This is a genomic window from Arthrobacter sp. EpRS71, assembly GCF_001512285.1.
GTDB lineage: Bacteria > Actinomycetota > Actinomycetes > Actinomycetales > Micrococcaceae > Arthrobacter.
This window is the reverse complement of record NZ_LNUV01000001.1, coordinates 267373-284823: the sequence shown is the minus strand read 5'-3', so window position 1 is coordinate 284823 and position 17451 is coordinate 267373. Positions and strand designations below refer to the sequence as shown.

At 59.9% G+C, this 17451-nt stretch carries 14 protein-coding genes; 8 read left to right on the top strand and 6 right to left on the bottom strand.

Translation table 11 applies throughout. From position 1 onward, the window contains the following. Positions 1-14: 14 nt before the first annotated feature. On the top strand, positions 15-974 hold the full coding sequence (locus AR689_RS01275; protein ID WP_082697747.1) for a LysR family transcriptional regulator: 960 nt from the start codon (positions 15-17) through the stop codon (positions 972-974). A gap of 330 nt (positions 975-1304) precedes the next feature. Here AR689_RS01275 and AR689_RS01270 read toward each other — a convergent pair whose 3' ends face one another. Then, positions 1305-2189: an HpcH/HpaI aldolase/citrate lyase family protein gene (locus AR689_RS01270; protein WP_062065676.1), complete on the bottom strand. Its 885-nt coding sequence runs from the start codon at positions 2187-2189 to the stop codon at positions 1305-1307. Further along, complete coding sequence (locus AR689_RS01265; RefSeq protein ID WP_062065673.1) at positions 2186-2740, bottom strand: MaoC family dehydratase; 555 nt, start codon at positions 2738-2740, stop codon at positions 2186-2188. Before AR689_RS01265 ends, AR689_RS01270 begins: the two co-directional genes overlap by 4 nt. 120 nt (positions 2741-2860) lie before the next feature. Here AR689_RS01265 and AR689_RS01260 point away from each other — a divergent pair, with 120 nt between their 5' ends. Both AR689_RS01260 and AR689_RS01255 read left to right on the top strand, forming a co-directional pair. Then, the gene (locus tag AR689_RS01260) at positions 2861-4048 is read left to right on the top strand and encodes an acyl-CoA dehydrogenase family protein (RefSeq protein ID WP_062065670.1); all 1188 of its coding nucleotides are present in this window, start codon (positions 2861-2863) and stop codon (positions 4046-4048) included. Between the two features lie 85 nt (positions 4049-4133). Further along, positions 4134-5192: an enoyl-CoA hydratase/isomerase family protein gene (locus tag AR689_RS01255; RefSeq protein ID WP_062065667.1), complete on the top strand. Its 1059-nt coding sequence runs from the start codon at positions 4134-4136 to the stop codon at positions 5190-5192. 263 nt (positions 5193-5455) lie between these two features. On the opposite strand, the gene AR689_RS01250 is transcribed toward AR689_RS01255, so the two are convergent. The 4 genes from AR689_RS01250 to AR689_RS01235 all read right to left on the bottom strand — a co-directional run bounded on the left by AR689_RS01250 (position 5456) and on the right by AR689_RS01235 (position 10413). Then, positions 5456-6247, bottom strand: coding sequence for an enoyl-CoA hydratase-related protein (locus AR689_RS01250; protein WP_062065664.1), 792 nt, complete (start codon positions 6245-6247; stop codon positions 5456-5458). Between the two features lie 120 nt (positions 6248-6367). Beyond that, positions 6368-7708: an MFS transporter gene (locus tag AR689_RS01245; RefSeq protein WP_062065660.1), complete on the bottom strand. Its 1341-nt coding sequence runs from the start codon at positions 7706-7708 to the stop codon at positions 6368-6370. A gap of 366 nt (positions 7709-8074) precedes the next feature. Next, positions 8075-8800 carry a GntR family transcriptional regulator gene (locus tag AR689_RS01240; RefSeq protein WP_062065657.1) on the bottom strand — a complete coding sequence of 242 codons (726 nt, stop codon included), beginning with the start codon at positions 8798-8800 and terminating at the stop codon, positions 8075-8077. 191 nt (positions 8801-8991) lie between these two features. Then, positions 8992-10413 carry an aldehyde dehydrogenase family protein gene (locus AR689_RS01235; RefSeq protein ID WP_231745395.1) on the bottom strand — a complete coding sequence of 474 codons (1422 nt, stop codon included), beginning with the start codon at positions 10411-10413 and terminating at the stop codon, positions 8992-8994. A 688-nt stretch (positions 10414-11101) separates the two neighbouring features. Here AR689_RS01235 and panB point away from each other — a divergent pair. The 5 genes from panB (at position 11102) to AR689_RS01210 (ending at position 17337) form a co-directional block, all read left to right on the top strand. Continuing rightward, a complete protein-coding gene (gene panB / locus AR689_RS01230) occupies positions 11102-11950 on the top strand; it encodes a 3-methyl-2-oxobutanoate hydroxymethyltransferase (RefSeq protein ID WP_062065655.1) in 849 nt (282 codons plus the stop codon). A 301-nt stretch (positions 11951-12251) separates the two neighbouring features. Further along, entirely contained in the window at positions 12252-13103 is an 852-nt protein-coding gene (locus tag AR689_RS01225) for an acetoacetate decarboxylase family protein (protein WP_062065652.1), read from the top strand. 2 nt (positions 13104-13105) lie between these two features. Beyond that, entirely contained in the window at positions 13106-13813 is a 708-nt protein-coding gene (locus AR689_RS01220) for an RraA family protein (RefSeq protein ID WP_062065649.1), read from the top strand. A 251-nt stretch (positions 13814-14064) separates the two neighbouring features. Beyond that, entirely contained in the window at positions 14065-15579 is a 1515-nt protein-coding gene (locus AR689_RS01215; RefSeq protein ID WP_062065646.1) for an amino acid permease, read from the top strand. Between the two features lie 321 nt (positions 15580-15900). Further along, entirely contained in the window at positions 15901-17337 is a 1437-nt protein-coding gene (locus tag AR689_RS01210) for an AAA-type ATPase lid domain-containing protein (protein WP_062066088.1), read from the top strand. The last annotated feature ends 114 nt before the right edge of the window (positions 17338-17451 follow it).

Here is a 17451-nt window from a genome sequence, read left to right as displayed (position 1 = left end):
GGTAGGCTGTGGGCATGAAGACTCTGGACCTGAATCTGCTGCCCCAACTTCAGGTGCTGCTTGAACTGCGCAACGTCTCCAAGGCCGCCGAACGGCTCCGTTTAAGCCAGCCTGCTACGAGCGCCGCTCTGGCCAGGTTGCGGCGGCATTTCGACGACGAACTCTTGGTCCGGAACGGCCGAACGTACGTCCTCACACCGTTTGCGCAGTCGCTCGTCCCACTGGTGGACGAGGCCATGGTGCACGTCCAGAGGGCCACCCTGGTCCGATCAGGATTCGACGCCACCACAAGTGAACGGGAATTCGTGATTGCGGCCTCGGACTATGCGGCGGCTCTCATCGTGGGTCCACTGCATGGAATCCTGCGGGAAGAGGCCCCCAAGATCACCGTGGACATCGTCCCGATGACCGGGCTTCACGGCACCATGGCCGAGTACTCGAAGCTGGACCTGCTTGTTGGACCTACCGGCTACAAGATGGAGGGGGAAACAAAGCAGCTGTTCAGGGACAGTTTTGTGGCCATCATGGACGCCGCAAACCCTGTTGTGCAGTTGCCGGGCATTACCCTGCAAGACCTGGTGACCGTCCCGCATGCGGTGGGCTATTTCGGGGAAGGAATCAGCACCCCTGCGGACAAGCTGTTCGAGTCGCGGGGAGTTCGACGCCGTGTGGCAGCTGTGGTGGCAGGTTTCCTTTCGCTGCCGCTCTTGGTTGAAGGAACGGACTTGGTAGCGCTGGTACCGCGGATGCTGGCAGCCAGAGCCCAGCGAGGGGCGAACATCAAGGTCTTGGAGTTCGAGGCAGAACTCGAAGCGTCCCTGGTGGAGGCCCTGTACTGGCACCCATCGCGAACTGAAGATCCGGCCAACGTCTGGTTGCGTTCGGTGGTTCAGCGCGCTTGCTCGCAACTCCATCAGTTGTTCCCAGTGAGCACGCACCCGCAGTTGATTGCCCAGGACGCGTCGGGCATGTGAGCGACTTCCGGGTCGGGCAACTTCAGAAGCTGAACGTCATCACGCGGAATCAACCCGCTGCAACCCCGGGGGTACCCTGGAGCCGGCAGGCGGGCTATGGCAGGCTGGTGCTTAGCTCAGGAAGTTTCCTGCCACATGCTCCGCGCGGCGACCTTGGTTCCCGCACTTCTGTGGAACTGGGACCTTAGGCTATCCCGACGCCTTGCAAAGACCCGGACCGCAGGATGGTTTCCAAGCGTACTCGTCGACACATAGCCCAGTACTTCATCACCTAGTCTGACAGAAGTGGTTTCCGCGTCATCCGTGACCCCGCACAACGTGGCAGCGAACCTATTCCATAAGTTCTGTCGATGATCCTGAGCGCACCAGAAGGCGTTTGGCGCGCTCCAGAACCGGAAGATCAATCATCTCGCCGCCAAGCGAAGCTGCGCCTGAGTTTCGTGAGCCGGCCAGCACAGTTTTAGCCCATTCCGTTTCTTCCTTGGTTGGCATGTATACGGATCGGACGATGGGTAGTTGCGCGGGGTGGATGCACATCTTTCCACCGAATCCCAGCATCTTCCCAGTCCCTGCGTCGTCGGCTACACGGTTCAGGTCATGGATGGACGTGGAAGGAGTGTCCAAAGGCGGAGCGATGCCGGCTGCCCGGGAAGCGACGACAAGTACTGAGCGGGGGTAGTCAAGAACTCTCGACCCGGGCCCGGCTGCAATGTCGAGGGTGTAGTCCACGGCGCCGAAGGCCAGCCGGGAAACTCCAGGAAGCGTGGCTATGTTGAAGGCATTGATGATTCCAAGGGCACTTTCCACGAGGGGAACAATGGGTAGGCCGGTCGGAATGACGTCGACGATTGCCGTGATGTGCTCGGCAGTTTCCGATTTAGGAATCATGACACCCAGAAGGCCGTGTCCCGGCGCGCGGGCAAGTCCTTGAAGTGCTTTGAGATCGGCGTCAAACCAGGGGCTCCCTGGAGGGTTGATTCTCACCAACGCGTGCATGGGGCTGGACGCGCCCGAACCGAGCGCCGTCAGTGCCTGCTCACGGGCTTGTTCCTTGTTCGCAGGCTGGACGGCATCCTCCAGATCAAGAATGACGACGTCCGCCCCGGCGACCAGGGCTTTTGCGAAGCGTTCCGGCCTGTCCCCAGGTACGAAGAGCGCCGTGAGTGCGGTTCCGATGACTGAATTTGCATCTGACGAAAACGTGCCGGTAGTCATGCCCGTCCTTCCACCGCTGGGAGGGATGATTCATCTGGTCGGGAACCCTCGATACCTGGGAGGTAGCCCACTCGGTAGACCATGAACGTCCGCCGGTAACTAATGACGATGATGCCGTCCTGGTTGAAACCCTCTGTGGCCACCGTCACCAGTCCCAACCCGGGGCGCGAATTGGAGGGTCGCATAGCGAGGACTTTTGACCGCGAGTAAATGGTGTCCCCCTCGTAGACCGGGTGCGGCATCCGGACCTCGTCCCAACCCATATTCGCGAAAACGTTCATGGACAAATCGATGGTGGATTGTCCTGTCACCAAGGCAAGCGTGAACGTTGAGTTGACCAGAGGGCGTCTGAATTTGGTCTTCTCGGCGAAGTTCGCATCAATATGGGTCTTGGACACGTTCTGCGTCATGAGTGTGAACGTCTGGTTGTCCGACTGGGTGACAGTCTTTCCAAACGGGTGGTAGTAGATGTCGCCGACGGCGAAGTCCTCAAAGAGTCGGCCCGTCCAGCCTTCCACAACGCGTTCGGTGCCCTGTCTTTCCTGTGCCATGCTCGTCCTCCGGAGTGTTTAAAGGCAAATGCTTGATGTACATACAATATAGAATGTAGAGTGGAGATTAAGCCATAGTTTGGTGGGCATTGACCCGCCTGGCGACGAGGAGGTCCCCAAATGAGCACCCAGTCAATTGATGTTTCGTCTCTTGTGCAGCCGGACCTGGAAGCGTTGCGCCGCACAGTCCGTTCGCTATGTGAGGGTTTTGAGGACGAGTATTGGCGTGAGACGGACCAAAATCGCCGGTACCCTCAGGAGTTCGTTGACACTCTGACAAATTCAGGACTGCTGGCGGCCTTGATTCCAGCGACCTACGGCGGGCTTGGCTATGGGTTGACGGCAGCGAGCGTGATCATGGAGGAAATCAACAGGTCCGGAGGCCATTCTGCCGCCTGCCATGCGCAGATGTACACCATGGGCGCGCTGCTACGTCACGGCAGTGAAGAGCAAAAGGACGCGTACCTCCCCGAGATCGCTGCCGGGCGACTGCGGCTGCAGGCGTTCTCGATTACAGAGGACAAGGCCGGCTCGGATACCACCAGCATCGAAACGATCGCCATACGTGATGGTGACGACTACGTCATCACTGGACACAAGAGCTGGACAAGCAGAATCGATGAGTCAGACCTGGCTTTGGTCCTTGCCCGTACCTCTCCCAAGGGCCAGCAAAGGACCAAAGGCCTCACCCTTTTCCTCGTGGACCTGCGAGAAGTCCGGGCTGAACAGCCGGAGTCCCTGGAAGTGGTCAAGGTCCGCACCATGTTCAATTACGCAACCAACCAGATCCATTACCACGGCATGCGGGCACCAGCGTCGGCGGTCATCGGCGAAGTCGATAATGGATTTGAGTATGTCATTGACGGCTGGAATGCCGAACGCATCCTGCTCGCTGCCGAAGCGGTCGGTGACGGCTATTGGTTTACCCAGCGCGCGACGGATTACGCCAATTCGCGGGAAGTTTTTGGGCGGAAGATTGGAGCCAACCAAGGTGTGCAGTTCCCCATCGTCGACGCTTACATGAAACTCCGCGCAGCTGACCTGATGCGCTTCGAAGCGGCCCGGCTCTTCGACGCCGGACTTCCATGTGGGGCCGAAGCCAATATGGCTAAGCACCTCGCCTCGGATGCCAGCTGGGAGGCGGCGAACGCGGCGCTGAACACACATGGTGGATACGGCTTCGTGGACGAGTATGACGTCGAACGGAAATTCCGCGAGACCCGCATGTACCAAGTGGCCCCGGTGAACAACAACATGATCAAGGCATTCATCGGCACCAAGGTTCTGGGCCTTCCCAGGTCCTATTAACTCCTAATACGTCCCCCAAAGAAGAGAACCGGAAGGCGGCGCGTGTGCGCCGCCTTCCGCGTACTAGTGAAAGGCAACGGTGAGCATGAACGAGGTCCTCTTCCAACGGACAGGGTTGATCGGCAAGGTCATACTCAATCGCCCCGCAGCGATCAACGCCCTCACTCATAGGATGGTGCTGGAGATCGAGGACGTGCTGCGCAAATGGGCTATCGACGATGGCATCCAGGTTGTCGTGCTTACAGGTGCGGGGGAGCGGGGGCTGTGCGCCGGTGCTGACATCCTCGCTATTTATCGAGATGCCGTTGTCGGGGGAACAAGTACGCGGGACTTTTGGCGTGACGAGTTCCGCCTGAATGCCCTGATCGCCCGCTATCCGAAACCTTTCGTGGCAGTGATGGACGGGTTGGTGATGGGTGGGGGTATAGGGCTGTCGGCCCATGCCAGCCACAGGGTGGTGACGGAACGGACTCGGATGGCATTTCCGGAAACCGGCCTCGGCTTGGTCCCCGACGTCGGGAGTACATGGCTGCTGGCGAACGCTCCTGGGGAATTGGGCATTCATGCGGCCCTCACTGGGGTACGTCTGGACGCTGGGGATGCGTTGGAATTGGGCATGGCCGACGCTTTTGTTGACAGCGGCAAAGTTGGCTGGCTGGTTGACGAACTGACATTGATCCAAGCCGGCGAGGACACCGCGGCTGCGGTTGAATCGTGCCTCCAGGAGGTATCCGTGCCCGGGCCTGGTAGTGCGCTGTCTGGTGATCGGGGATGGATCGATGCGTGCTATTCCGGGGTTCCTGCCGAGGAGATCGTCCCACGGCTGCTTTCGGCTGAAGATCTCCGTGCAAAGGAGGCCGCCAGGCAGATCCTGCTCAAGTCTCCCAGCTGCGTCAAGGTCGCTCTCGAATCGATCCGTCGGGCGAGGTCCATGACTGGACTGGAAAAGGTGTTGGAGCAGGAATTCCAGGTATCCCTCCGGTGCTTAGCCGCTCCGGACTTGATTGAAGGACTGCGAAGCCAAGTCATTGACAAGGACCGCAACGCGGTGTGGGTTCCGGCGTCCCTTGGCGAGGTAACACGAGAAACGGTCCAGAGCTATTTCACCCCAGTCAATGATGGTTTCGCCGTGAATGAACTGTGAAGTGGAGCCCTGGGTTGCGTTGGGCCTGCGATGACGAAGGACACTGAGGGCCGGCGGCACTGATGCTGCCGGCCCTCAGTGCCGTCACCGAGCCTCCTGCAGCCGCAACAAAAGCCCTGACACCGAACATCGACACATGCTGATTCGACGGCCGGCGGCTGACGGCCGCTGGCGGGATCCTTTGGCACAGTACGGCGCGGTTGGATACTTGGCATCAAACGGCAACAGGGGGCCGGCACCAGCTGTGCCGACCCCCTGTGAATTCACTGGTCCTCTGTCATTACTTCTTCCGGCCGCGGTGGCTCCGGACGTTGTCCGCTGGCGAAGTCGGAGAGCCGCTCCATCATTTCTGCGTTGGCAAGTGATTTCCTGCGACCTTTGTCTTCACGGTGAAGGCCCTCGGCCAGCCCGTATCCGCCGGATTCCAGAACGAGCTGCCGGTCGCCGCGGAGGCTCTCCTGCGGGTAGGCGGCGACGTGTTTCGCGAGGGTGATGGCTCGTTTGAGTGCGTGGCCGGGGGGAACGATTTCCTGGACGAAGCCGATCTGGCTTGCGCGGTTGACATCGATGCGGATGCCGGATTCCATGAGCCACAGCGCGTTGCTGAGACCGACGATGCTGGGCAGGCGCATGGTTCCACCGTCGAAAAACGGTACACCCCACCGGCGGTTAAGTGCTCCGAATTCGGCGTGCTCATCGGCGATGCGGAAGTCACACCAGGCAGCAAGTTCAAGTCCGCCTGCGAAGCAGTAGCCGTTGATCGCAGCGATGGTTACCTTACCTGGGTCCAGTTTGGCGAATCCCATCGGTCCCACGTCGTTGCAGAATGTTTCATCTCCGAGCAGTTGTGGGATGTCTTTGAGGTCTGCTCCGGCGCAAAAGGAGGTGTCTCCCTCGCCTGTGATGACAAGGACGTGAGACTGGTCGTTGTCCTTGAATCGCTCGATGGCCGCCGCCAGCGCCAAGGCGGTCTCATAGTTCACTGCGTTGCGGGCTTCGGGCCTGTTGATTGTCAGGACGGTGATCGCGCCGTCGTTTTCTTCCTTTACGGTCAAGGGTGTCTCCTGGATTTTCTTGAGTTGAAGGGTTCGTATTGGCCCTGGCCAAACGGCGAGAGGGCCGTTTGCGGGTGGTCCTGCCGGGCGGAGCGGTTTTCTGCGCCGCCCGGCTGGTGATTAGCTAACGGCGTCTTGGGGGATATTTGTTGCCTGTTCGTGAGCCAGAGTGACACCGCGTGTTTCGCGCAGCGCCAGCGTGCAAATCAGCGAAAGTAATGCACAGATGGAGAGCATGATGCCGATGCCGATACCTCCGAAGGAGGCTGCCAGGCCTGGCGCCAGAACGGGCGCCAAGCCGCCGCCGAGGACGCCAGCCAGGTTGTAACCCAGGCCGGCACCCGTGTAACGGTGGCGTGGCGAGAACAACTCCGGGAGGAAGGACCCGGCCGGACCGTATCCAACGGCAAAAAGGACCATGGTGAAAGTCTGTCCGATGGCGAACATCAATGCGTTACCTGTACCTAGGACCGGGAACAATGCCAAGCCCCAGACCATACCGACGAGGCATGAGAAAACGATGACTTTCCGGCGTCCGAATCGGTCGGAAAGGGCTCCGGAGATCACCGTTGCGATACCGAACACGACGGAGACTCCCATGGTGATGCCCAGGACCACGGGCCGGGACAGGGCCGCACCTTCTGGGCTGGTGCCGTAGCTGGTCAGGTATGCAGTGCCGATGTAGAAGAAGGCGAAGAGCATGGTCAAGGCACCGCCGGCCAGGAGGACTTCGCGTGGCTGGTAGCGCAAAACTTCGAACAAAGGCGGACGGGAAGGGATGTTCTTAGCCTCCGCCTGGGCGGCCTTGAACGCCGGTGTTTCGTCGACCTTGAGCCGGACGTAGAGTCCGACGAGGACCAACACAATGGAGGCAAGGAACGGCATCCGCCATCCGTAGCTGAGGAAGGCTTCGTTGGAGTTACCCATGAAAGCGAGGGTGAGAAGGTACGATCCGCTGGATAGAAGCAGGCCCAGAGCCGGACCTAGTTGGGGGAAGACGCCGTAAAGACCCCGTTTTTCCTTGGGTGCATACTCCGCGGCCAGCAACGTAGCGCCGGCCCACTCCCCGCCGAGGGCAAGGCCTTGAGCTACGCGTAGAACAATGAGGGCGATGGGTGCTACGACGCCGATGGTTGCCGAATCAGGGACGACACCCATGAGGACAGTAGCGATACCCATGAGCAGAAGTGTCGAAACGAGCGTTTTCTTGCGACCAAGCTTGTCGCCGAAGTGGCCGAAGAAGATCGCACCGATCGGGCGGGCGAGGAAGGCAACGGCAAAGGTGGCAAATGATGCAACCGTTGCCGTTGCCGGGCCGAGGGCGGGGAAGAAGACCTGCGGGAACACTAGGGCCGCAGCTGTCCCGTAAATGAAGAAATCGTAGTATTCGATTGTCGTGCCGGCGCAACTTGCAACTGCGACCCGGCGCAACTCCCGAGGCGTTGGTTTCTTTGTCTCCATGACAATCTCCTCTTTGAGACGTGGCCTTACATTGGGGGCTGAAAGATCCGCAGGAACAACGCCTCAATCTTCAGCGCTCGTTTGGTGAGAGCCTTGCGGCATCCTCCTGTGATCTACACAACATAGTATATAGAATCTATAGTCGGATGCTAGGGGGTTCGTCAAAATTTCCTCAAGGCGTCCCCTCTGCGGATTCAGCCGGGGGAGGTCCGCCAGGATGGGGCATGCTCATTTCAGAAGAGGCGGTCCCTGGCTAATTGGTAGCGCGAGCCGCGCGTGCGCCCCCGATAGCTGGCCCAGGCTTCAAAGCCAAAGAGATCTGGAGCATTCGTGTGGTCCACCGGAATCCCGGTAACTCAGATGGGGTTAGGCTGGTTCGTGCACCGCTGCGTCGCCTGCCAGCACCTGATTGTTTACAAGGTGCTCCACGAGGAGTTGCCCCACATGGTCGATGTGCTCATGCATGGCCTTCCGCGCAGTGTCGGCGTCCCGGTTCCGAAGCGCGACGAGTATGGGCTGGTGGTCATGGACCGATGCTTCTGCCCAGCCTTGAATGGCCGATAGGTACCGCAAAGGTACATAGCCAACCGTGGTGTTGAGGAGAGTGACCAGACGGCCTGAGTTCGATGCCTTATTAATTCTTGAGTGGACCTTGTGGTTGAGCGCGTCCAGAAGGTCGTAGTCCTGCTGTTCTTCAGCCTTTTCCAGGAGACGCTGCAGCTCCTCCAGTTCGTTCATCGCTTCATCGGAGAGTTTGGAGGCGGCGCGGAAGGCGAGTTCACCTGCGATGTGGGCCTGCACCTGGAATAGGTCACGGACGTCCTGGAGCGTCAAGGGAACAACGCGATAACCCTTGCGTGGTTCCCATTTGACCGATCCCTCGCTGCCGAGAAGCATGAGTGCTTCGCGGACCGGGGTGGGGCTGACGCCAAGCTCGTCAGCGAGCCGTTCTGTGCGAACATACTCGCCGGCGCGGAACTGGCCAACCATGATGCCCTCGCGGACATAGGCGGCGACTTTGCTGCTCAACTGCTGGTCTGAACCGAGGTCGGCGCGGCGTGGTGTCCTGCCGCGGCTCTGCTGCTGGTCCACTGTGCACCTCTCCTCGTTTTACTTTTGTCCTTATTCTATAGTCCACAGAATAAAATGTTGGGTCTGCCTCCCCGCGTTGAGCTCGGGTCTGCTGCGCATACCGGCCCAAGCCGTGAGTGGGCCGACATGTCGGGGGTCGGCGGACGGCCCACTCGGGGTGGGTCCAGCGGCTCTAGTTGTTCTGGTTCCTGCTAGATCTGGATTGATTTCACCTCGAGAAACTCTTCAAGGCCCTCCTTGCCCATTTCGCGGCCGAGGCCAGACTTCTTGTAGCCGCCAAATGGCGCAATCGGGTTGTACCTGGCGCCGTTGATGTCGACGTTTCCTGTGCGGAGCCGGCGTGCAAAAGCCAGCGCCCTGTCGGTGTCCGCTGACCATACGCCACCGGAGAGACCGAACCGTGAGTTGTTCGCAATCTCGGCAGCATGGTCATCATCGGTGTAGCTAAGGATCGACAGAACCGGACCGAAGACTTCCTCTTGAGCGATCGTCGAGTCGGGGTGGACATCTGCCAGGATGGTTGGTTCAACGAAGTAGCCCGTGGCGGGTTCTGCCGGGATCTGGGTGCTGCCGGTCACCAGTCGTGCACCTTCGGCGACGGCGGTGTTGATCAGGGAATAGATCCTGGCGCGTTGGGCTTGGCTGACGACCGGTCCAAGCTTGGTGTCCGGAGAAAGCGGGTCGCCCATGGTGTAGCCTTTGGCAAAATCTGCTGCCAGTTCAACCGCTTCTTCGTAGTGATTTACCGGCACGAGCATCCGGGTCAGTGCAACACAGGTTTGTCCGGCGTTCATGAAGGCATTTGCCACACCAACTTTTACTGCCGTCTTCAGATCAGCATCATCAAGAATGACGTTGGCCGATTTTCCACCCAGTTCCAGAGCCACTCTGGTGACGTTCCGTGCAGCCAGTTCCGCGACGCGTGTACCGGCGCGCTCCGATCCGGTGAATGATATGACGTCGATATCCGGGTGCCCTGCCAAGGTTTCACCTACGGGCTGGCCGTGGCCGGGGACGAGGTTGACCACGCCCGGTGGCAGGCCGATTTCGTCCAAGGCATCGAACAGCAGATAGGCGACAAAGGGTGAGACTTCGCTGGGTTTAAGCACAAAGGTGCATCCAGCCGCGAGAGCAGGGGCGAGCTTGTTGGTGATCTGGTGCAGTGGATAATTCCACGGGGTGATCGCACCGACGACACCCGCCGCTTCCCGAGTGACCAAAGTGTTGGCCACTGTCTCTTCAAATTCATACTTCTCGACAAGGTCCGCGTAGGCGCTGATGACGGTTCGGGGAAGCGGCGCCTGGACCTTGGACGAGAGCCTGATGGGGCTCCCCATTTCCTGGGACACGGTGAGGGCGATTTCCTCCTCCCGCTTTGCCAGCGCTTGTTCAAGCAGTCGAAGATAACCGGCCCGTTCCCCCGCCGACGTTTGTGACCAGGCCGGGAAGGCGGCTCGGGCCGCGGCAACGGCTCTGTTGACGTCATCGGCAGTACCCGCGGGGACTGTTCCCAGGATTTCCTGCGTGGCGGGGTTTTCGACCGGGATGGCCTCAGCTCCGCTTGTAGGCACCCACTGGCCGTTGATGTAAATGGTGTCGCGATTGCGCATCATGGTTCACCTGTCCTGTTATACAGCCACCTTATGGGCTTACTATAGATTCTATACAATATCTGCTTGCTGGCAATGAGCTGGCAATTGCCTCGGTTCGCCTGCCAAGAAGAACGTCGTTAGTCCACGACAGTTTTCATGACCAGGGTGGGACTAAGTTAGTGAACGCCGGGAAGACGAGATATTCGCTCCACTGATGGCGCCCGCCTGCTCCAACGCACTCTCTCGCCTGTGGCGAGGGGTGGGTCTAAACCTGGGCGATCGGCCAAAACGGCGAGTCAGATGCGGTCATCAGCGTGAAGCTCAGCAAGAATACAGCGACTATTGCCATTTCCGCGAAATATTCTCCCGCAATTGATGGTTCTGGTGGAAGAAATTGAAAGCGGCTTTCAATGCTTAATCAATAGGCTTTCGCATGGGACTCGAGTGCCATCAAAGTTCCATGCACAGGAGGATTCGTGGCAGTAGCTACCGTCGCCGCGTTCCGGACGTTGGCGTTCCTGATCGTGAACCGGTATGCGTCGCCAACCCGACGGCATCATGGCCTATAGCCGCCCAGATACCCGTGCTCGGGTTGATCCTCGAGGCCTGCTGCGCGGTGATCCAATAGAGGCGATCCTCCCGCAGAAAAAGCCATTAACACTCAGTGTCACTGCCGCAGTGACATCCACCAATCCACAGAGGAGTACCCTTGAGCGACCAACAACCCGCACCCTACGGCGGTGTCCGGGCGATCACTGAACGTCGAAAGCGTGTCCGGATTCACCATCTGCAGGACATGAAGGACCGCGGCGAGAAATGGGCGATGCTCACTTCCTACGACATGTACACGGCGGCGATCTTCGACGCGGCCGGGATCCCCGTGCTACTGGTTGGAGATTCGGCGTCCAACAATGTCTTCGGCAACGAAACAACCCTGCCCGTTACCGTCGATGAACTGATTCCGCTCGTGCGGGCCGTGACCCGCTCGGCGCAGCATTCCCTCGTTATCGCGGACCTGCCCTTTGGGTCCTATCAGGCCTCAGCAGAACAGTGCTTCCACACAGCGGTACGGTTCATGAAGGAGGCAAATGCCCATGCCGTGAAGATCGAAGGCGGCGAGGGGATCGCTCCCCAGGTCGAGCTACTGTCCCGCGCCGGAATACCAGTGATGGTTCACATCGGCTTCACTCCGCAATCTGAACACAGTCTGGGCGGCTACCGGGTCCAGGGGCGTGTTGGCGGCGCCCAAAAACTCATTTCCACAGCCAAAATCCTGGAAGCAGCCGGGGCTTTCGCTGTTTTGATCGAGATGGTTCCCGGAGATGTAGCCGCCGAAGTGACCAGCCAACTGACCATTCCCACGGTGGGCATCGGGGCCGGCAGCGGCTGTGACGCCCAAGTCCTGGTCTGGCAAGATCTCGCGGGCCTGCGAACCGGAAATCTGCCCCGCTTCGTCAAACAATACGCGGACCTGCACTCTGTGCTGACGCAAGCCGCCGTGGACTTCGCTGGAGACGTGGCACGGGGTAGCTTCCCCGGGCTGCAACACGCCTTCTGAGTCGCGGATACCGGGGTACAAGCTAAGCCGAAAGCGTCTCGAAACCACGCAGGGATAGCATCATGGCATCACATTTCAAGAAAAAGGTGGAATGGAGAATCCTGTGCCAATAACAGTCCTCAAGATGGGTGAAAACGCAGCCGTGTGCGACAGGTAACACGATAAATTCAGACAACAACGACCGGGCCCTGCTCGTGAGGCAAGCCCCGGTCGATCTATTAACGGCGGACATCCCCTGATCTGGTGTGGGCTTGGTCCGCACGGTGGCAGAGCGCCGTTCCAATTCTCTAGAAGGACACACATGACACGATTTGCTGGAGCCCAAGGCTTCGTTGGCCCCTTCTCCCGCGACGGGAAAGCCGGCCTGGCACCCTATCCGCCATGGCACTACGCTGCCGACTTCGTGACCATCGAATACTGGGCCGATCCGTCGGCCGTCAAAGAACTCCTCCCACCCGGGCTGACACTTCATCCTGATGAAGCCGGCCTTGTCACCGTCTCCTTTGTGGATTGGCAGGCCTGCACCGACGAAGGCGGGGAACTGCTCGATCCGATACGGGCCCAGTACCGGGAATGTATCGTCCTTGTCAGCGTGCAGTATGAAGGCAAGCTTATGCAGTACTGCCCGTACATCGTCGTCGATCAAGACGTCTCCATGGCACGAGGTTGGGCCCTGGGCTATCCCAAGAAGATCGGTTCGATCTGGGTTACTCGGACCATGGGCGTGAATCACATTGCGTCACCTGCTCTGGAAGCAGGAGCGGTCTTTGCCGGAACAGCCGCAGTCAAGGACCGCCGGCTGGCGGAAGGACACGTCAAGCTCAGCGGTCCTGCTGATGAATCGGCAGTGACTTTCGGGTCACGTCCGATTGTGGCCCTTCGCCACTTCCCGTCAATGTTCGAAGGACAGGAAGACGAGCCGGCAGTCTTCGAACTCGTTCGGCTGCAGGCAGAAAATATCACCGCTGGACCTATCTGGGAAGGCAGCGCCGAAATCAACGTCGAAGACTCCCCATCCGAACTCCTCAGCGTCCTGCGGCCAGTCCGCGTAGGCCGCGGCTGGCGCTACTCCCTCGGCATCAGCAACCGCCACAACTACCTGCTCCGTGACTACCGCAACGGGGACCAACTACAGACAGTGGGGGAGAAGTAACCGTGGAATCAGAACAGCTGCACCGGATCTACCTTGATCTGACAACGCCCCACGTAGCTGACGCGTGCATGCGCGTCGGCGTTCCGGTTCGCACAGCCCCTCCGGGGACGGTGCCGCTTTGGAACGGAACACATCTTGTCGGACGCGTTGCCCCTGCCCGACACGTTGGCAGTGTTGATGTTTTCCTTGAAGCCATCGACATCGCATCTCCCGGAGACGTTTTGGTCGTCGATAACGGCGGACGTCTGGACGAAGCATGCGTCGGAGACCTGGTGACACTGGAGACAAAGAATGCAGGCTTGTCCGGCATCCTGATCTGGGGTCTGCACCGGGACACCGGGGAGCTCACCAGCATCCGGCTTCCCGTCTTCAGTCTCGGGGCATCGCCTGTGGGACCACAGCGACTTGACGCCCGCGGCGAAGACGCGCTAACAGCGGCCAGAAGCGGCGAGCACTGCGTTTCAAGCGCGGATTTCGTCCTCGCAGACGACGACGGGGTCCTGTTTATCCCCCTCGAGCACGCCGCGGAGGTGGCGGCCGTGGCAACCACGATCCGGGACACTGAACGAACCCAGGCAGCCCGCATGCACCACGGCACAACGTTCCGGACACAAGCCCGCCTAGGTGATTACCTGGAAGCCCGCAGCGCGGACCCTGACTTCACTTTCCGGCAGCACCTTCGTGCCTTCGGCGGAGAGATCGAAGAATAAGAGCGGACTGCTGGGGCGCACTGCAACCGCCCCAGCAGTCCCCCCGAAGCCGACGAGACCTCTGGGCAGCCAGCGTCCCTAGGCCGGCTGCCTCCTTTAGCCGGCACGTCCACAAACCGCGGTCATGGACATGCCATAGCCCCCGTTATGTCGACAGAACCTGCAGCCCACATCGCCCAGGCTGGCCCTTGGCGCGCCTTCCCACTCTTCGCGTTACCTTCCCAACAGGACGCTTCCATCTAAGGATTCCCATGACCGACGCACCCATCACGGACCACACGGTCCCGCCCCAGGCGCACGCCAGCGAGAAAGACCTTCACACCGAGGATGCCGGGTACCACAAAGACCTCAAACCCCGTCAAATCCAAATGATCGCCATCGGCGGCGCCATCGGCACCGGCCTGTTTTTGGGAGCGGGTGGCCGGCTTAACGCCGCTGGACCATCCCTGGTTTTCTCCTACGCGATCTGCGGTTTCATCGCTTTCCTCATCCTGCGAGCCCTGGGCGAGCTGGTGATGCATCGCCCTTCGTCGGGATCCTTCGTCTCCTACGCACGCGAATTCTTCGGCGAGAAGGCTGCCTTCGTGTCTGGCTGGTTCTACTGGATCGCGTGGGCAACCATCACCATCGTGGACATCACCGCGTGCGCCCTTTACATGAACTTCTTCGGTAAATACGTCCCTTGGATGGGCGCAGTTCCACAGTGGGCATGGGCTCTGATCGCACTGGTCGTGGTGCTCAGCCTGAACGTGGTTTCCGTTAAAGTGTTCGGTGAAATGGAATTCTGGTTCGCCCTCATCAAGGTCGGCGCACTAGTAGCCTTCCTCCTAGTCGGCATCTACTTCGTCATCTTCGGTACCCCTGTCGCCGGCCAGGAAGTCGGTTTCAGCCTCATCACGGACAATGGCGGACTCTTCCCCAATGGCGTTCTTCCTATGATCCTCCTTATGCAGGGTGTGCTCTTCGCCTACGGCGCCATTGAACTCGTCGGCACGGCCGCCGGCGAAACCAAAAACCCAGAGAAGATCATGCCCAAGGCCATCAACTCCGTGGTGTTCCGTATCGCAGTCTTCTACGTTGGCTCTGTACTCCTGCTGGCCCTGCTCCTGCCCTACACTTCCTACGAAAAGGGCGTCAGCCCCTTTGTGACGTTCTTCGGGTCCATCGGCATCCAAGGTGTGGACGTCATCATGAATCTCGTGGTCCTCACCGCTGCGCTCTCGTCCTTGAACGCAGGACTATACTCCACCGGCCGCATCCTGCGTTCGATGTCCGTCGCCGGGTCTGCCCCGAAGTTCGCCCAGCATATGAATAAAGCAGGTGTGCCCTACGGAGGCATCGCCATCACCGCCGGAGTTTCCCTTCTTGGCGTTCCCTTGAACTACTATGTCCCGGCCGAGGCCTTCGAAATCGTGCTGAACATTGCCGCCGTCGGGATCATCACCACCTGGGCGACCATCCTCCTCTGCCAGGTCCAGCTGCAACGATGGGCCGCCAAGGGCTGGGTCAAGCGGCCGGCGTTCCGGATGCCTGGCGCCCCCTATACCAACTACCTCGCGTTGTTGTTCATTATTGGGGTGCTGGTCCTGGTGTTCATCGATTCTCCGCTGACGATGCTGGTCACGGCAGTCGCATGTGCCCTTATGGTGGTGGGCTGGTTCCTGTGCCGCAAACGGATCCGGGAGCTCGCCCCCGTCCGTGAAGGATTCACCGGAACCGCCCCTGTTGTGGCCAATCGGCCCCTACGGAATGACCCTGACAAGTAACGCCAGGCACTATCGGGGGATACCGTGCCTTTATCGATCCGGGCGCCCTAGGCCTAGGTTTTGAAGTCATGCTCGACATCATTCTTGGGGGTCGACAGGGAAGCCATCGTCCTTTCCCCACGGCCTGGTCGCCGGCCACGACCAGGCCATGGACTTAAGCCGCCTTTTTGGGGCACCCGACTAAGTCCTGTGAATAGCAGTCGATCTTCGGCGGGGAAATCTTGAAAGGCTAATACAAGGAGGACGGCAAAGATGCCGAAGCAGCACAATCCCCTCTTTCCCCCAGCCGCTCACGAGGCGCCTGAATATCAAGTGATCACAATGACCAAGCGCCTGTTGGCATCATGGCAGCGCAGTCAGGACTACGGGGTTTCGGCCGAGGGGGTGGACCCGGCCTGGGCTGGCCAAATCAGTTCGGATTCACTCTTCTTCCAATGCGGTCAGGAAGTACTCACCGCCATGCACCAGACCCTGGCCAACGAACCGCTGGGCCTGATGCTTACCGACGCCGATGGCATGGTCCTGAACCGGTTCAGCGGCGATTCATCTCTCCTTCAGGCGCTGGACAAGGTTCATCTGGCCCCGGGCTTTGCCTTTTCGGAAAGGGAAGCCGGGACAAATGGTCTGGGCCTCGCGCTGGCAGATCGGGTACCAAGTCTGGTGAGAGCTGAGGAGCACTACTCTGCGAGCCTGCGCATGTTCACTTGCGCGGCGGTCCCTGTCTTCGAACCACTGAGCGGCCGGCTGGAGGGCTGCGTCAATATCACCACTTACACCAGCTCATCACCTGAGCTGTTGTTGGCTCTGGCACAATCAGCTGCTAGCCATACCTCATCCCTCATGCTCGCCCGCTCACAGGGACTGGTGGCCAAGCCCGGGCCGAGGGGCGTGGTTTTCCGTGTTCACGGAAAACTCGAACCGGGCGCCGGAACGTGGCGAGCCACCTCGACTTCCTGGACTCGAGCGCTCGAAAAAACAGCAGCGGCATTGTCGGCAGGACGCGTCGTCGCGGCGCTCGGCGAACAAGGGTCAGGACGGTCAACATTATTGGGTCAGGCGCTGAGGCAAGTCCATCCGCGTATCCGTATTCTTTGCGCCGCAGCACCCGCGCCAGCGGATGTTGACGCATGGCTTTCTCTATGGACCCCCGAACTGGCCAAAGCAGGGACAGCGGTCATCGTGGAGAACTGTGATACCTTGCCGGCGTGGGCGGCTCGCGATCTGAATTTCAGGACCGAAGCCGCCCTCAGATTGCGTCGGGCGTCTGCTCACGCCAGCCTGCCGTCATTGGCCCTAACCGCTGAAGAGTTGTCTACCATTCCACAACCTTTGGCAGCTGCCGTTGGGACAGTGGTCGCCGTACCAGCGTTGCGGGAACGTCCCGAGGACATCGTTCCACTGGCCCGACACGCGGCCAGACAAACCCGGCTGCGGGCCATCGACTTCACTCCCGCAGCGGAGCGGGTTCTTACAGGGCACGAGTGGCCAGGGAACATCGATGAGCTGAACCGCGTGGTGCACGCGGCAGCGCTACGGACCGAAGTCATCGACGTACAGCATCTTCCGGCCTCACTTTCGCAGCGACCATCCCGACGTCTTACTCACATGGAAACGATAGAACGCGAGGAAATCGACCGGCTTCTGTCGAAACCAGGTATGACGGCCGCCATCGTTGCGGTAGAGCTGGGCGTCAGCCGCGCCACGATCTACCGTCGTATGGCACGCCTGGGTATCAGCGTGCCCAAGTCCTCCACGTGATTGACGGGAGCTTATCGGCACACCGACGGAGCCGCCCATTTTCCGGTGCACCCACACAGGCCTGGCCGGAGACGAATGGGAGCCCCACGTCCGGCTTCCAATTACCGTATTGCT

Bases quoted from the DNA above. Each gene is read 5' to 3' on its own strand.
- AR689_RS01225 (WP_062065652.1), top strand. From the start codon at position 12,252: ATGACACGATTTGCTGGAGCCCAAGGCTTCGTTGGCCCCTTCTCCCGC.
- AR689_RS01270 (WP_062065676.1), bottom strand. From the start codon at position 2,189: ATGACTACCGGCACGTTTTCGTCAGATGCAAATTCAGTCATCGGAACC.
- AR689_RS01210 (WP_062066088.1), top strand. From the start codon at position 15,901: ATGACCAAGCGCCTGTTGGCATCATGGCAGCGCAGTCAGGACTACGGG.
- AR689_RS01275 (WP_082697747.1), top strand. From the start codon at position 15: ATGAAGACTCTGGACCTGAATCTGCTGCCCCAACTTCAGGTGCTGCTT.
- AR689_RS01255 (WP_062065667.1), top strand. From the start codon at position 4,134: ATGAACGAGGTCCTCTTCCAACGGACAGGGTTGATCGGCAAGGTCATA.
- AR689_RS01260 (WP_062065670.1), top strand. From the start codon at position 2,861: ATGAGCACCCAGTCAATTGATGTTTCGTCTCTTGTGCAGCCGGACCTG.
- AR689_RS01245 (WP_062065660.1), bottom strand. From the start codon at position 7,708: ATGGAGACAAAGAAACCAACGCCTCGGGAGTTGCGCCGGGTCGCAGTT.
- AR689_RS01235 (WP_231745395.1), bottom strand. From the start codon at position 10,413: ATGATGCGCAATCGCGACACCATTTACATCAACGGCCAGTGGGTGCCT.
- AR689_RS01265 (WP_062065673.1), bottom strand. From the start codon at position 2,740: ATGGCACAGGAAAGACAGGGCACCGAACGCGTTGTGGAAGGCTGGACG.
- AR689_RS01215 (WP_062065646.1), top strand. From the start codon at position 14,065: ATGACCGACGCACCCATCACGGACCACACGGTCCCGCCCCAGGCGCAC.